This is a genomic window from Dehalococcoidales bacterium (assembly GCA_030698765.1).
In the GTDB taxonomy this organism is placed as follows: domain Bacteria; phylum Chloroflexota; class Dehalococcoidia; order Dehalococcoidales; family UBA2162; genus JAUYMF01.
In genome coordinates this window covers 1-16998 of record JAUYMF010000083.1, presented here as the reverse complement: position 1 = coordinate 16998, position 16998 = coordinate 1, and the positions used below count along the sequence as shown (strand labels likewise).

10 protein-coding genes are annotated in these 16998 nt (G+C 50.7%); 6 read left to right on the top strand and 4 right to left on the bottom strand.

The features are described 5' to 3' along the window. Together Q8Q07_03820 and Q8Q07_03815 are read left to right on the top strand one after the other, a co-directional pair. The coding region (locus tag Q8Q07_03820) for a tetratricopeptide repeat protein (protein MDP3879418.1) at positions 1–540 on the top strand (540 nt) is incomplete at its 5' end. Positions 541–785: 245 nt separating this feature from the next. Beyond that, complete coding sequence (locus Q8Q07_03815; GenBank protein MDP3879417.1) at positions 786–2258, top strand: putative Ig domain-containing protein; 1473 nt, start codon at positions 786–788, stop codon at positions 2256–2258. 72 nt (positions 2259–2330) lie between these two features. On the opposite strand, the gene Q8Q07_03810 is transcribed toward Q8Q07_03815, so the two are convergent. After that, positions 2331–2537 carry a hypothetical protein gene (locus Q8Q07_03810; protein MDP3879416.1) on the bottom strand — a complete coding sequence of 69 codons (207 nt, stop codon included), beginning with the start codon at positions 2535–2537 and terminating at the stop codon, positions 2331–2333. A gap of 181 nt (positions 2538–2718) precedes the next feature. Next, on the bottom strand, positions 2719–4302 hold the full coding sequence (locus tag Q8Q07_03805; GenBank protein MDP3879415.1) for a hypothetical protein: 1584 nt from the start codon (positions 4300–4302) through the stop codon (positions 2719–2721). A 365-nt stretch (positions 4303–4667) separates the two neighbouring features. On the opposite strand from Q8Q07_03805, the gene Q8Q07_03800 reads away from it, so the two are divergent. The 4 genes from Q8Q07_03800 (at position 4668) to Q8Q07_03785 (ending at position 10907) form a co-directional block, all read left to right on the top strand. Continuing rightward, complete coding sequence (locus Q8Q07_03800) at positions 4668–7625, top strand: chemotaxis protein CheB (GenBank protein MDP3879414.1); 2958 nt, start codon at positions 4668–4670, stop codon at positions 7623–7625. Continuing rightward, positions 7625–9250 carry a PAS domain S-box protein gene (locus Q8Q07_03795; protein MDP3879413.1) on the top strand — a complete coding sequence of 542 codons (1626 nt, stop codon included), beginning with the start codon at positions 7625–7627 and terminating at the stop codon, positions 9248–9250. The genes Q8Q07_03800 and Q8Q07_03795 overlap by 1 nt, the downstream gene beginning before the upstream one ends. A gap of 15 nt (positions 9251–9265) precedes the next feature. Continuing rightward, positions 9266–9922, top strand: a complete 657-nt coding sequence (locus Q8Q07_03790; GenBank protein ID MDP3879412.1) for a response regulator transcription factor — start codon at positions 9266–9268, stop codon at positions 9920–9922. Positions 9923–10145: 223 nt separating this feature from the next. Then, a complete protein-coding gene (locus tag Q8Q07_03785) occupies positions 10146–10907 on the top strand; it encodes a response regulator transcription factor (protein MDP3879411.1) in 762 nt (253 codons plus the stop codon). Between the two features lie 399 nt (positions 10908–11306). Here the strand turns inward: Q8Q07_03785 and Q8Q07_03780 are convergent, their stop codons facing one another. Next, positions 11307–14471, bottom strand: coding sequence for an ice-binding family protein (locus Q8Q07_03780; protein MDP3879410.1), 3165 nt, complete (start codon positions 14469–14471; stop codon positions 11307–11309). Positions 14472–14498: 27 nt separating this feature from the next. Further along, positions 14499–16998: hypothetical protein (locus Q8Q07_03775; protein ID MDP3879409.1), on the bottom strand; the 2500-nt coding region annotated here is incomplete at its 5' end.

Below are 16998 nucleotides of genomic sequence, written 5' to 3'. Positions count from 1 at the left end.
ACCGCTCGCGGCTCCGCTTACAGTGGCACCAAAAAGTATGACCTGGCAATTGCCGACTTTACTCAGGCTATCTCACTCGAGCCGGAGGATGCAGCCGTATATACCGCTCGCGGCTCCGCTTACAGCGGCACCGAAAAATATGACCTGGCGGTTGCCGACTATTCCCAGGCTATCTCACTCGAGCCGGAGGATGCAGCCGTATATACCGCTCGCGGCTCCGTTTACAGTGGCACCAAAAAGTATGACCTGGCGGTTGCCGACTTTACTCAGGCTATCTCACTCAAGCTGGAGGAAGCAGCCGTATACACCGCTCGCGGCTCCGCTTACAGTGGCACCAAAAAGTATGACCTGGCAATTGCCGACTATTCCCAGGCTATCAAACTCGATAGTGGATACGCTAATGCCTATTACAATCGCGCCCTTGCCTATTACGTAACCCAACGAACTCAATTGGCAAAGAATGATTTACAATTCGTACTAGAAATCTCCAACGAACCTGTATTGGTCCAATACGCGCAGCGCCTTCTGGCTAGGTTCTAACTGCAAGCCGCGGGCGAATTCAGAATAGCCTGGCGGCAATAAAGGGCTTGCCGTTGACAGTACATTTGATTGTGGATAGACATACGGGACGTGAGTAGTATAGCCTGAAGCAGATGTATCAGGGATGATGAAGTGCGGGTGGTAGTCATCATAGAAAATCAGATGGACAAGGAAGAGGGTTATCCTTAACAGTATGCGAACCCGTTGTTAAAAATGGGGAATGCTGGATCCCTTACTATATTATTATGCAATATCGCGAGAATCAGTTAATTCGGGGTGCCATATTAACCAGCATCATACTTTTTACTTTTACGGTAATGCTAATATATACTGGTACCAAAGTTACAGAAAAAACCGTTAATCAACCTCCTATGCCGGTGCCTGCAATAAACCTCTCGCCTGTTCTAGAGACTATCGGCAATAAGACTGTATCTCAAGGTAGTCTTATTAAATTTACTGTACGGGCGAGCGACTCCGAAAATGACAATCTGACTTACACGGCATCCAATCTACCTCCTGGAGCAACATTGAATAGCGTGACGCGGGTTTTCTCCTTTGTCCCCGAATCAGTCGGTACTTACGATGATGTCATATTTAGCGTTTCGGATGGACAGGTAACTGTCTCGGAAACTGTTTCCATAACTGTATTATCTTTATTTCCTGCGCCTGTAACACAACAGTCTCCTGCTCTAGAGACTATCGGCAATAAGACTGTATCTCAAGGTAGTCTTATTGAATTTACTGTACGGGCAAACAACCCCGAAAATGACAATCTGACTTACACGGCATTAAATCTACCTCCCGGAGCGACCTTTAATAGCGCGACGCGGGTTTTCTCCTTTATCCCCAAATCAGTCGGTACTTACGATAACGTCATATTTAGCGTTTCGGACGGCCAATCAGCCACCTCGCAAACTATCACTATCAGCGTATTATCTGTCACCCCGCCGTTGCTGAAGGGGCTGCCCATCAGCACCTTACCGTTAGCCGTCTTTCACTACGGACCGCTTTTCGATAAAACTGACTCGCTTGTCCTCGGCGTCAGACCTCAATATCTTGTTATCAACACATCGCAGGGGTTATGGGCCAAAATTGGCGGACATAGGTCAGATGTCTTTCACAATGTCTCCAAATACAAAGCGGCCGGTATCAGGGTTATCGGATACATAACGGCCGGTTATGAAGGAACCCAAAGCGGCGGTAACATCGATTCTAAATGGTACACTCTGGAAATGAACAGGAAGTTGATTCAGGACATGGCGCTGGTTGATGGTGTGGATGGTGTATTTATTGATGAGATCAGTAGTTTCCCGGATGAAAAGGGTAAAGCGTATCTGAAAGAACTTACTGACCTTGCGCATAGCTTTGGACTGATCACCTGGGGTAACGTGGGGGTGAACAACTTTGATCCCTGGTTCTTTACTAAAGGCGGCTTTGACCTGATGCATTCTAGCGAGAACTGGCATGGCCAGGACCTTAGCAAAGTCCAGCTTGATTGGGGCTACCGGATTAGCGTTACCGGATTCAGTCCGGGGTACACAGCACAGGATGCTTTCAACCTGACCGTTAATGCCTGGCAAAAAGGGCTGGCTTATTCTTATATTACCGACTCTAGTTTGGGATACTATGATCTGCCGGCATGGCTTGAGGAATATGCAGAGTTGCTGCGGCAATATAAGTTGTCTCCGGGAAAATACCAACCGAGTTCGCAAAAGTGAGACGCGATTGGCTATCTAGTCAGCCCAGGACACCAACTACGTGGGTACCTCAAGGGCATCGAACATAAGATGTTACTGTAATTCCTCCTCACTGCTGATAGACTGATAGAGAGCATCGAACTTTTCGGCCAATTGCAGACAGTGAGAGTATCCCTGCATGAAGCCGCGAAAGTAATCTGGTCCTTCGCCGTCCAATAGTTCTTCAGCCTCCATAAATGCCGATGCACCAATTAATTCCGCTTCTACTGCCTTGCACAGTGTTCTTTTTTCTGGATCCATGTCAGCCTCCTAAATGTCCTTGATATCCTCATTGTTTTCATACTCTTTTTAGTAGCGCTTGCTTGTTGACTATTTATTAATGTACAGTGGCGAGTCGAGGGGCTATCCGAATCTTCAGATAGCCCCTCTTAAGATTAGATGCGTCCGGATTGAAAAGCATTGATGCAATCTAAGGGATGTTTCACTTTTTCATTATCCACCAGCCGAGAGACTTATCCAGGTCGCCTGTTAAGGTAGCCCCGGATGTGAGCAGGTTGGGAAAATCGGTGGTGGTAGCCGCAACCCATACGTGCTGACCCGCGGTTAGACCTGCGACTGTGGTGCTGGTGATCATGAGGTTAAAGCTGTATTCACTTGCACCGCCGGTGGCTACAGGTGTACCTACAACTGTACCTGCCGTATTCCCGGTCACAGGCGCAATAGGAGCGAGGTCTACGACAGGAGGTGAAGTCGTGCCGGTACTCTTAAAAATCCACCAGCCGAGAGACTTATCCAGGTCGCCCGTTAAGGTAGCCCCGGATGTAAGCAGGTTGGGAAAATCGGTGGTGGTAGCCGCAACCCATACCTGCTGACCCGCGGTTAAACCTGCGACTGTGGTGCTGGTGATCATGAGGTTAAAGCTGTATTCACTTGCTCCGCCGGTGGCTACGGGGGTACCTATAACTGTGCCTGCCGTATTCCCTGAAGCGGGAACGGAAGTTGCGGTTGCAGTCTGAAAAGTATTATCACTGCCATATACCGTTGAACTGCCAACTGCCTTCACTCTAAAGTGGTAGGTTGTATTGGATGCCAGGTTGGTTATAGCAGCACTGGATGCTCCGATGTTAGCCATCGAGCTAGCTGCCGTAGTATTTCCATAGCTGGTTGTTAAACCCCAGTCAAAGCTAACCGAGACACTGCTGCTGGAACCCATACTGGAAAGAGTACCATTGAGGGTTGCGCCGTTAACAGTTATACCGGTGGCCGTCCCTGTAGCAATAGCGGGAGCCACTGAGGGCTGAATAATCTGAGCAACGTAGGTTCCTAACCAGGTTGGTAGAGCTCCGTATGTAGTACTTGCATAATGGGCGTCTATTCCTTTGCTTATAGCGGCATTGGTTAGATAAGCCGCCGTAGTTGCACTGGTTACATTCTGTGTTAATAACCAGGTTCTGCTTGCCCACTTGCTCTGGCTGGCGGTCAAAGGTGCATTGTTCCAGATTTCAGAGCTGTTGATGAAATCAGCGTAATCCATTAATGAATCAGACCAGGAATCGACGCCGATATTGAAAACCACTTTCAGTCCCAGTGAATGGGCTCTGTCGGCTATCTGCTTCAGATAGTAAAGTGACGCGGCAGACGGGTAAGATGACACTTCGTCCAGGAATACTCCATAAGCGCCAGCCGCAGCCGCGGCATTAATGTAGTTCAGGTTAGATTGCAGATCGTTAGGAATAGCCTGTGCCACAGCACCTTCGTAACCGCCGTCGATATACTCAAAGTACTTGATACCGGCAGAGGTAAACTTGCTGATACTGGCATTCCCTCTCCACGGACCGGCGGGGCTATTACTGACTAGATATTCAGGCTGGGCACTAATTATATTGTTGTCAACGGTAGCATCATGCCACCCGTAATATATCATATTGACGGGTACAGTTAATGGAGCTGCAGCTACGTTATTCGCAGCTACGGGGGCAAAGATAAATACTCCAATCAATGCGAACACGGTCAGAATATGAAGCATTGCTTTGCCTGGTTTGCCGGAAAATATTACCCTTTTCATGAATCCTCCTTTATTTTCTCCAGGATCAAAATTCCAGATCATTTCATCCTTCCATCCTTCACTCACGCTACGTTATACTCCCTGTCATGCGATGTAATATGCGTAAGTATGTACACCACTTTACCTAGGATAACAGCAAGGAAATTGTCTTGTATATACGCAACTACTTATGTGTATCGAAATGGTTGCTTGATTTTTCGAGAGGGAGTAAAATAGCTAAAACGATATATATTTAGGCTATGTCTATCACTAAATTGAGGTGCGGATTGAGGTCAGATAATACAAAAGAAGCAATCGAACCTGAACAAGTAGAATCCGGGGTAATCAGCGGGAAGCAAATGGTGACTAACTCCGGAGGAGGATAAATGCCAGCCAGGAAAGCAGCGAGAACTAAAAAAGAAGCCGGGTTAGACCATGTTCAATCAGTACAGGCTCCTGAAAATAAGGAGAGTCCCCACGATTTCCTTGTTGTAGGCATTGGGGCTTCTGCCGGAGGCTTGGAAGCATTGACCGACTTTCTCGGTAAGGTGCCTGCCGATATCGGAATGGCTTTTGTCCTCATCCAGCACTTGGCTCCTTCTCAGCCCAGCCGGTTGACCGAGTTGCTTGGCAGAGTATCCAGCATACCTGTCCATGAGGTGGCAGAAAACACCCGGGTCGAACCGGACAACGTGTACGTTATACCTCCCGGCAAAGATATGATTATTAGAGACCGTACTCTCTGGCTACAGCTACAACCAGTCCGCCCCAGTCTAGCGCATGGCATCGATATATTTTTCCACTCCCTTGCTGAAGATGTAGGGGAACAGGCTGTCGCTATCATCCTCTCCGGCACAGCAAGTGACGGGACCGATGGCGCCAAAGCTGTCAAAGCCAGGCATGGTCTCGTTATTGTACAGGACCCGGAATCGGCAAAGTATGACGGAATGCCCCGTGCAGCTATCGATGCCGGTGTGGCGGACTACGTCTTGAAGCCTGAAGTAATGGCCGATCAACTGATAAAGTACCAGCGCAAGTCAAGCCGGCAGCGAGAAGCGACCCGTGAAGCTATGGAAAAGGATGATACCAGCTTGAGAAATATCCTGTCCCTGGTTCGGGCAAGGACCGGGCGCGATTTTTCAGGTTATAAAGTATCATCCATCACTCGCCGGATAGAGCGCCGTATGAGTGTGAATCGGATTGAGACAAGCGAAGAATACCTCCGGTTTCTGCAGGAACACCCATCCGAAATTGAGGAACTGATGAAAGACTTCCTCATCAATGTGACCGCTTTCTTCAGGGACAGGGAAGCCTTTGTCGCTCTCAAGAAAGAAATAGGCAAAATACTCAGCGCAAAGCCGGAAGGAAGCTCAGTAAGGGCATGGATACCGGGGTGCTCAACCGGAGAGGAAGCCTACTCACTTGCCATGTTACTGGTAGAAAACGCCGAGGAGTCAAAGCGGCGTTATGACCTCCAGATCTTTGGCACCGACCTGGATACGGATACTATAACTTTTGCCCGGGCTGGCCTTTACCCGGAGACTATTGCTCCGGATGTAGGTGAGGAGCGCTTAGAACAGTTCTTTACCCGGTCAGGGGCTTCCTACCATGTCAAGAAAAACATCAGGGAAAAACTCATTTTCGCAGTGCACGACCTGGTGTCTGATCCGCCGTATTCCCGTATGGATATCGTCTCGGTGCGTAACCTGCTCATCTACTTCGATACCGATTTGCAGAAGAAAATAATTCCGCGCTTGCATTACTCCCTCAACGAAGGGGGACTCCTCTTCCTGGGAACAGCGGAGACGATTGGAGAGACCCCTGATTTATTCACCACCGTTGACAGCAAGTGGCGCATCTACCGGCCAGTCCATAAGCAGGGGGCGCCGCACGCAATATTTACCGGGCAACCAGCTTTGGGGGAAATTACGGATGCTTCTGCGTTGCCGTTGCCTGTGGCCAAGCCTCCCGCGGGACCAACGTCCGAGCAGATTCTCCTGGAAGCCTTGCCGCCTTCGATCATCGTCAACCGTGATTACAAGGTAATATATACCCACGGCAATACCGGCAAATACCTGCATCTGCCGGAGGGCAATCCGAGCAGTGACTTGCTGGGAATGATTGATACAGACCTGCGTTTGGCGCTGACAACGGCGCTTCACGAAGCATCCCAGGAACAAAAGGAGGTATGCCGCGAAGGCCTCCGCGTGAAGCATAACGGTGAAACGCAGTCCGTGAAGCTGAAAGTCCGCCCGCTGAGCAAGTTGGCTGGCAGTATGATAGTTACTTTCGAGGACTTACACCGACCTCGACGACGGAAGGTAAAGGGAGAGACTTTAACCGAAGCACAACGCCGCGAGATGGAACAAGAGCTTCAAACTACCCGGGAAACCCTGCGCGGCACTATCGAGGAACTGGAGACAGCCAATGAAGAGCTGCGGAGCGCTAATGAAGAATACATGTCCACGAATGAAGAACTTAGAAGCGCCAACGAGGAACTGGAAACCTCACGTGAAGAGCTCAGGTCAGTCAATGAAGAGCTGACAACCGTTAATACCGAACGCGAAAAGAAAATTGAAGAGCTCACTGATGTTAGCGATGATATGCGTAACCTGCTTAACAGCACGGCTATCGCTACTATTTTCCTGGATGAAAAGCTACGCATCCGGCGCTTCACCCCGGCTGCCACCACGCTGTTCAACTTTATTAGCACGGATGTTGGCCGCCCGGTTGAGGACATATCTTCCCGCCTGAAGGCAGATGGGATGTCTGTGGTAGCCCGCCGGGTGCTGGAAACACTTGTCCCGGTTGAGCAAGATGTCCAGACCGAGGATGGACGCTGGTACTCAATGAGGGTTCACCCTTATCGCACGAGCGATAATTCTATTGAGGGAGTGGTGGCATCTTTCATCGATATCAACCAGGTGAAGGCTGCCTTTTCCTATGCCCAGGGCATTGTCGATACCGTACGGGAGCCGTTGCTGGTGCTCAATGAAAAGTTGAAGGTTATCTCAGCCAGCCGTGCTTTTTACCAGACATTCGGCGTGACCCGGAAAAATACCGAAGGGCAATTCCTTTATGAACTGGGTGACCACCAATGGGACATCCCAAAATTAAAGGAACTGCTAGAAAACATACTGAAGGAAGACAGGGTTTTTGAAGGGTATCAGGTAGAGCACGATTTTCCCGGCGTCGGCCACCGGTTGATGTTGCTCAACGCACGCCGCTTTTATGACGGAGCCGGCGCCACGCAGAGTATTTTACTAGCCATGGAAGATGCCACTAGCCGTCCCGGACTGGAGACTTATACTGAAGGAAAGGATGTCCGGAAGAGAAAGAGCTAATGAGCGAAGGTAAATACAAGAGGCTACGCCGGCTGGCAGAAGAGCGGCTGGCCGGACAAGAGATCCGGATAGACAGCCTGGACCGGGCTGACCTGGTGAAGATGGCCCACGAGCTTGCCGTACACCAGGTTGAGCTGGAAATCCAGAATGAAGAATTGCGCCGGTCACGTGTTGAGGCGGAAAGGGCGAGGGACCTCTATCTTGACCTTTATGACTTTGCGCCGGTAGGCTATTTGACGTTAGATGAGCATAACCGCATAATCGAAGCCAACCTGGCGGTATCACAGGTACTGATGGAAACAAGAGCTCATCTCTTGAAAATCCGCTTTACAAAATTCATTAACCCTGACGAAACCCAGACGTTCCACTTTTACCGGCGGAAAGTGATAGAGAACGAAGGTAGGCAGACACTTGAACTCAAAATGCAGAAAGCGGATGGCACACCATTTGATGCTCAGATGGTAAGTATTAAAACCGGACAGGAGAGAGTTCGCGTCACCTTGATGGATATTACCGAGCGCAAGAATACGGAACGGGAACTAAACAAGTATAAGGAGCATCTCGAGGAACTCGTCCGGGAACGCACTGCTGAACTTCATCAATCGGAACAAAACTTCCGTAATTCCATGGAGAACTCTCCTCTAGGAATACGGATCGTCACAGCTGGGGGAGTAACCCTCTATGCTAACCGGTCACTGCTGGATATGTATGGGTACAATACCCTGGATGAGTTGAAGAACACACCGGTGAGTATGCGCTACAGTTCAGAAAGTTATGCCGAACACCTGGAAAGGAAAGAGAAACGAAAGCAAGGGGTGACCGGCCCCGAAAACTATGATATATGCGTAATAAGGGGGGATGGGAGTCTAAGGTATCTGAGAGTACACCGTGCTGAAGTTTTTTGGGGCGGGCGCTCCGAGTTCCAATGTATTTATGACGACGTCACGGAACACAGACGAGCTCAGGAAAGTCTGAAAGCTCTCTCCCAGCGGCTGTTACAGGTGCAGGAAGAGGAGCGCCGCGCCATGGCTCTAGAGCTGCATGACGAGATTGGCCAGTCGCTGAATGCTCTCAAGCTCTTGCTGGGCAGGCAAATAAGACTGGCTGATGGTGAATTTCGGGCGGCTTTGGTCAGTTTATCTGATCTGACCAGCGAAATATTAGAGCAGGTACGTCAGGTATCCCTGGACCTGCGCCCAAGGATGCTGGATGATCTGGGTCTTCTTTCGGCGCTGGTTTGGTATTTTCACCGCTACACCGACAGGACAGGAATCAAGGTTCATTTCCAACACAAAGGATTTGACCGGATGTTCAGCCCATATGTCAACAACCAGGTGTATCGAGTGGTGCAGGAGGCATTGACCAACGTTTCACGTCATGCAGCGGTGGATGGGGTGAAGGTACAAGCCGAGGTAGACAAGGAGATTCTGCTCCTGAAAATAGAAGATAAAGGGAGAGGATTTGACACGACGAACCAGTCTATTTCCAGTTCGGTCGGCATCGAAGGGATGCGCGAGCGCATTCGACTTCTTGGAGGCTCGCTTACCATCAACAGCGCGCCGGGACATGGAACACGCCTGGTTCTGGAGATTCCCCTTCAAGACAGCGGGATGAATGATGGATAAACAGGTCAGGAGAGAATGATAACCATAGTACTTACGGACGACCATAAGGTCATGAGGCAGGGTCTAAGTGCTTTGCTGCGAGAACAGCCCGACTTTCAGGTCGTGGGTGAAGCAAGTAATGCTAAGGAAGCACTACGATTGATTGAGAGCCTGCGACCAAACGTACTGGTATCCGATATGGTCATGGTAGGTATGAATGGTCTCGAACTGACATCGCAGGTTAAACGGGTTGCGCCAGAAACTATCGTTGTTATTCTCTCCATGTATGGCACGGCGGGATATGTTCACAAGGCGATGCGGTCCGGGGCAAAAGCCTATGTTCTGAAAGATGCCAGCGCAGATGAACTGGTCACTGCCATCCGCCAGGCAGTATCAGGACAACGCTACCTGAGCCGGACTCTCTCAGAGCAAGCCATAGACTCATATATAAAGGAAATCACGCCGGTGCCACACCAGGTCGGTGCCTCTTTAATACTAACGGCTAGGGAGCATGAAGTATTACAAATGATTGCCCGGGGTGATAAGAACAAGGAAATCGCAGTCGACCTGGGCATCAGTCCCCGCACAGTAGAGTTCCACCGTTCCAATATAATGCGAAAGCTCGGGGTACAAACCCAGCAAGATCTATTCCTCTACTGCGCTAACGCTGGTATCTTGCAAGAGAAAACCTGATACTGAGCATTCATCCCCCAAATCTCGTATTTTTACGTGCTTTTTCACGTAGTTCAACGAGTTCCCCTCCCCACTCAGAAACAGTATCATATAAAGAGGGGTATCATGGTTTTTGCGAGTATTCTTTACAGCTAATACCCGAATACAACCAGGCAATATGCCCTTTGTAGCTAAGAATTGAGCTGAAAGAGCTGAACAAAGCATACCAAGGAGGTTTCCTGCGATGACAATAAAAGAACGTAGCCCTGAGACTCTGAGAATCCTGATGATTGATTTCAATCCGGTTGTCCAGGAGGGCCTGCAGGCTATCATGGCTAAAGACGATACGATTGAAGTGACGGGATATGTTCCGGATGGGCAACAAGCGCTTCAGCATATTAAGCGCGCAAGTGAAAAGGGACGGCCTGTCAACGTGGTGTTGACCGAAACGCGGAACGGTACCATGGATGGTGTACAGGCTACGAGGCTTATCAAGGATGAATTCCCTGAGGTAGCTGTCCTGGTACTGACAGAGAACCTCAATGATTCTTATGTGATTGACGCCATCCATGCGGGTGCCGCGGGATACATCTTCCTAAAGGATATGTCTCCGCAAGTGTTGCTGCAAAGCATCCATCGTGCGGTAGAGGGCGGCACCCAGATGAGCACGGAATTGCTGCACACTGCCGTGGAGAATCTGCTTCAGAATGGCCGGAAGACGCTTGCCGAGCGCACGGCTGAGGCGGCTCACCTCACCGAGAGGGAAGTCGATGTGCTCAGGCTAATGGGCAACGGAGAATCGAACAAGATAATCGCTGCAACGCTGGGTATCACCCTGGACACTACCAAGAAACACGTCGGCAACGTCATTGACAAACTGCAGGCACGCAGCCGTGTCCACGCGTCAATCATCGCAGCCCAGGCAGGCATCGTGAATAATCATACAAATAATAATAAAAATGAGAACGCTCCTGTCCTTGAAGCCACAAGCCTGAGCCAGAGTTAGGTGCCTGATCAGGCACCTCAACAGTACCAACTTGGTACAGCGGCTTTGTTCAGACTCGGTGCACCACTTTACCTGTTGAGCCAGTAGATACCCACGGGCATAGCCCCCTGGCCTTTACAGTTCAACCTTCGCTTGACCTGAATGCTTATGCCTTGTTATAGAAGCCCTCCGCTTTGATCCAGCATCAGGAATTATCAACCACTCATTGGCCCCAGCCTGTGGGGTTTTGCTCTTCGGATTATTAGATTTCATTTCACAATGGGCACTCTTGCCTTTGGCAAACGGTCGGTGTTATCAACCCGTTATAGACTTCTCCACTGCTCAGGTCTGCGCATGCCGTAGAAACAAGAGAGGGGGGTTTTTAACCCCCCTCTCTAATTGTGTGAAGCAAGAAGCTATTTAGTCTTGCCTGCGTCTGGCGACAATTAATCCGGAGACCAGGACAAGTCCTAGAACTACCACCGCCGCTCCACCCAATAATAACCATGTTGTCGACAAAGCCGGTTTAGTTTCTGGTGTGGACACTGGAGTTGTCGACTCCGGCGCGGTGTCTACGGGTGTATCAGCAGCTACCGGAGGTGATGCATTTGGCCCAGGCGAGGTCTTTGCTTGAGTAGTCGCTGTAGCTTCCGTAACATTATTATCTTCCGTTGGCTTTGATTCTGACGGAATAGATGTGGCCGGAGCTACCTCCACAAACAAGGCATATATACTGAAATGGGCTATCTGAGCCGTGACGGTATTAGTTGCAGTATCTACCGTACTCTCTACTATTACCCAACTTGAGCCATCCCAGAAAGCTAGATTTACCTTACTCCCATCCACAAAACCAGGCAATATTGCAGGATCGTATTTCAGTGTCAAGATCAGAGCGGGATCAAATTGAGCCCCATCCGGTCCAAACTCATAGGCCATTGCTAATACCGCTTCAGGGGGTACTGGTACGGGAAGTGTATCCAGCTCGATGGCTGAAAGGGCCGCCAGGGCTTTGCCGTCAGCATCAGATAACTTAGTATTCTCAAGTATGTCCAGGGTGCCGCTGCCGTCTTCAAGGTGGAGACGAACCGTATCTTGCACAATACCCAATGTGTCTACTGTTAATCCTGAAGTGGAACTAAGCCCGGTGATGGTCAGCGACGTAATCACCGGAGGCGGGGGCGATTCCTCCCCCCCACCACCCGAAAGGACTGCAGGCTCGGATTCCTGTTGCGGCGGTGTGTAGGTGGCTGTAACGCTGGCAGTGGCGCAAACGGACTCGCCAGTAGGTGTGATACCCGAGGCGGTGGCGGTATTCACGATTGAGCAGCTATCAAGGTCGCCCTGGGTGACGGTACGGGTGCCCGTTACTGTCAATGTGGCACCCGGCTCTAGCGTCGCCGGCTGTGCCGGAGTGGATCCGGTAATGGTGAGTCCCGGATCGCTGATGGAAACATCGGTCAGGGTGACATGACCATCATTGGTTGCAACCAAGGTGTAAGTAAGTATATCACCAACATTGGTGTAAGTTGCCGGACTCACCGTCTTTACGATAGAGATGGACGGCAGGAGTAGATTAACCGTCCAGCTGTCTTCGGCGACCAGGATATTCGGGAACCCTGCCACCTGGTAAGTGGCGGTAACGGTCGACTCCAGTGGGTTAAGATCACCGGGTAAGACGACGTAGTCAATGCTGAAGGAGGTCACTTCACCAAGTTCCAGCACGGAGGAGCAAGCGGCAGCTGCCTGTGCGGTGATGTCGCCCAGCAGGCTATCGATGACACTCAACTGATTGAGTACAGGGCTATCAGCCGAACTGGTATTGGTGACGGTGAAATTATAGGTAACGTTATCGCCAACCATGGCTGTGTCGTCGCCAGTCACCTCTATGGTGAAGCTTGGCTGGAAGAGATTGACCGTCCAGCTGTCTTCGGCGACCAGAATATCCGGGGAACCAACCGGAGATACGGTCACTGTGGCTGTGTTGACCAACGGATCAGGGTCATCCTGTTGGACAATGTAAGTTCCGTTGAAGACCGCGACTCCGCCGGCGGCCAGGTCGATAGCTTCATCGATACCCAGCATGGGGTCGACCATATTGCCCACCAGGTTAGGCGTACCGGTTTCGCTGGTGTTGGTGACGGTGATGGTGTAGGTAACGTTATCACCGACCTTGGAGAGTTCAGTATCAGCGGTCTTTTCAATCGTGATGGAAGATGGCTGGGAGAGATTAACCGTCCAGCTGTCTTCGGCGACCAGGATATTCGGGAAGCCAACCGGCGATACGGTCACTGTGGCTGTGTTGACCAGCGGATTGGGGTCTCCCGCCTGGACGATGTATGCTTCGTTGAAGACCGCGCTTCCGCCGGCGGCCAGGTCGATAGCCTCATCCAGACCCAGCATGGGGTCGACCACGTTGCCCACCAGGTTAGGCGTACCGGTTTCGCTGGTGTTGGTGACGGTGATGGTGTAGGTAACGTTATCACCGACCTCGGCGAGATCGGTATCGGCGGTTTTTACAATTGTAATGGATGGCTGAAAGAGGTCAACCGTCCAGCTGGCTTCGGCGAACAGGATGTCCGGGAATCCTGTCGGTGACACGGTCACATTGGCCGTGTTGACCAGCGGATTGGGGTCACTGTCCTGGACGACGTAAGTTCCGTTGAAGACCGCGACTCCGCCGGCGGCCAGGTCAATAGCCTCATCCAGACCCAGCATGGCATCGACCACGTTGCCCACCAGGTTAGGCGTGCCGGTTCCGCTGGTGTTGGTGACGGTAATGGTGTAGTTGACGGTGTCTCCGACCTTGGATAGCTCGGTGTCCGCCGTCTTTTCTATGGCGATCGACGGCTGTTCGCACGAAGGGACAGTGATGGTGTTACTATCCAGTGTTACTGCGCCATTTAGCGCCAAAGCTCTACCATACAGGGTTGCACCGTTATTTAGAGTAATGCTCGTGAGAGCGATAATATTCCCCTGGAAAGCGGTATCAGTACCGAGAGTAGCTGAACTGCCGACCTGCCAATATTTGTTGCAGAAACCCGGAGGTTCATTGATCACGACAACAGACGAGTTGCTTGCGGTCGTGAGCGTACTTCCTATCTGAAAAATAAACACCGAATCGGGGTCGTTCTGTGCATCAAGGGTGAGTGTCCCAGTCAACTGGGCTGACGTCGAAAAAGTGTATACACCTGGCGTGAGCGTAAGGCCACCCAGATCCTGTCCGGTCAAATCAACAGTAGACGGTTCACCAGATAAAGCAATGTAAGCGTTGTTGGCATCAATCTGAGCCTGAAGCGCAACTGCATCAGCTACGTACATTGTTCCCGGGGGTACCACGATTCCTGGCGGAAAGCCAGTGACCGAGGTACCTGGCGAGAGACCCAGGTCTCCGTTAATAACGCTTGAGCCGGTGTTTGTTACCGTCGAGGCACCGAGCACCGCGAAACTCTCTGCCGTACCCAGTGATGGCGCGGTCGCCGCAAATACTTGGTCTGGTGTACCGAATATCTGGATATTGGTAAGGACCATTACCAATACCAGGATTACCTGTATCGCCACCTTGGTCATTCTTCGCAATTTCAACATGTTAGCCTCCAATTGTTGTATTTTGTATTACAGAGACCTTCTGCGTTTAATCTGCCGAGCACTAGCAATCGTTAAGATACCGATTATGATAATAGCTATAACTCCGAGGATCACCCATAAATTGATGGATGGAGCAGGTGATTTTCCGGTTATCGGTTGCGGAGTCTCTGATATTGAGGCTTCCGCAGGCGGAACAACCGCGGATGGCTCTGAAGGAGTTAGCGTTTTGGTTGGTTGCGTGGGTGCAGGTTCAGTTGTCGGAGTGACCGTTGGGGTAACTGTAGGAACAGGTGCAGGTGTTACCGGAGGAACAGCAGAGAGAATTGCAAAGTGAGTAAAGTGACTGACCTGTGCTGAAATCTGTCCTGTTGCCGCATCTACCTGGCTATTGCTCAATATCTGCCAGGTTGTTCCGTCCCAGAAAGCTAACTGAAGCTCGGAGAGCAGTGTCCCGGCAGGTAAATCTGCTATGTTGAAGTGCAGGGTGAGAGTAATTGGTGGGTTGAACGTGGCTCCGTCAGGTCCAAAATTATACCCGGCGACAATAATGTTGTCGGCAGGAGGTTCCGGTGGTGAAGCGGTCTGGGCGCAGGTGATAGCACTGAGCGCGGAACCGTTCCTGAGCATCTTGGTACCGGCAGGAATAAGAATCTTTGCCTGTCCGTCAGTCGAAGTTAAAACGCTGGACGATATAACCTCACCCTGTGCGTTTAGCACTGGAGCAGATCCAGACATTCCAGACAAATTCAGGCTGGTTAGACTGCTGCTACCACCACCGCCGCCACCGCCACCAGACGGCGGAGTTGACGGTGTTGTAAAGGTTGCTTGTGCCCCGTAAGCGGTCCCTGTACCAACCACCTTAGCGCGGTAGAAGTAAGTCGTTCCCGCAGTAAGTCCAGCCAGGTTGGCAGTAAAGGCCCCGATGTTTGTCAGAGAAGAAGGAGCTCCTGCGACAGTATCCCCATAGCTGGTGGAAGTGCCGTATTCAAAGTATACATTCGCGCTGCTTGCATTGCCTAACGAGGTAAGATTACCATTCATGATAGCAGTGGAAGCGGTTACACTGGTAGCCGCATTAGTAGTCACTGACGGTTCAACACGATAGCGAATATAGAGTCTGGGAGCAAAACCGGTGTGTTCGAAAGTAGACCCTGCGGCCCCCGCTCCAGCGGTACTACCATCATTATCGACCAGTATCTGGATTACGCCGTTGTTATAACTGTAACTGGATACCAACTCCTGGATAACTGAGGCAAAGTTGGGGCTTGTGTGCCACGTGATATCAGAATAGCCATTTGTCCAGGCTACCCCTGTTGCCGTACGTACGCGACTGGAGTGGTCATCCGCGCTGGTTGGAGCAGATGGATTGTCTGCTGCTTCAGCGAAAATCTTGAGAGAAGTACCTGTATACCAATTGCTATGTATCGTCTCCAGGAATGCTTCATCGATTATTGCATTGGCTGGAATAGTGATATCTGTGAATCGGAACCACGCATTATGAGTTGCGTTTTCGGTAGGACTGCCGGCTTCATACCAGGTAACATTATCAGAGAAATCCCCCGAACTGCTGGTACTATATCCGTCATCGGTTCCCTCGATTATACTCTTCAGGATTTCTGTTAATGAGTCATTACTGGCGAAACTGACCACTATGGTATGATTAGCCATAACATTATCGAAGTCATAGCTCCCCACCGCTCCCACTGATACCCCATCCACCAGCACATCAGCTACGTGGTACCCGATTACGGCAGCGATTGCGAAAGTCTGGCTGTCACCCGGGTTAACCTCTACCACTCCCGACGGCATTATCGAACCGTTGGCGCCGGCTGAGGCAGTAATGGTATAGGGCTCCGTAGTATCATCAGCAAACGTGGCGCTGATGGTATGGTTGGCAGTGACATTGGTGAAGTGATAGCTGGTTACCGCTCCCACCGGTGTTCCATCCACCAGCACATTCGCGACATGGTATCCAGTATCGGGGGTTATGATAAAGGACTGGTTATCACTCGAACTAACTGTCACCGCACCCGACGGCGCAATCGAACCGTTGGCGCCGGCTGAGGCAGTAATGGTGAATATTTGGGTATCAGGTATTGTCCAGTTAGCACGGCTCCAGTTCCCTTCGGGATTGTCGGTAAACTGTGCCTGGTATCCCACATAGTCCCTCATGCCGATAAATACTACCTGCGGGGTGCTGTCAACCCATGAGGTGAAGACTATGGCATTACCCGTTGGGCACCAGAAAGGCTGTTCATCGGTGATATCGTTATCCGTCAGACGGACCGGATTAGATCCATTAGCATCCATAGTATATATTTCGCTATTGCCGTCACGCATTGAGCTGAAACTAATCTGGGTCCCGTCAAGTAACCAGGACGGGTATGTGTCCGAAACATCATTATCGGTGAGTCTGGTTTGGCCGGTACCGTCGGCATTCATAACGTATATCTCGTAGTTGCCGTCACGATTAGAGACAAATGAAATCTCAGTGCCGTCCGGTGAGAAGGTAGGCATGATGTCCGAA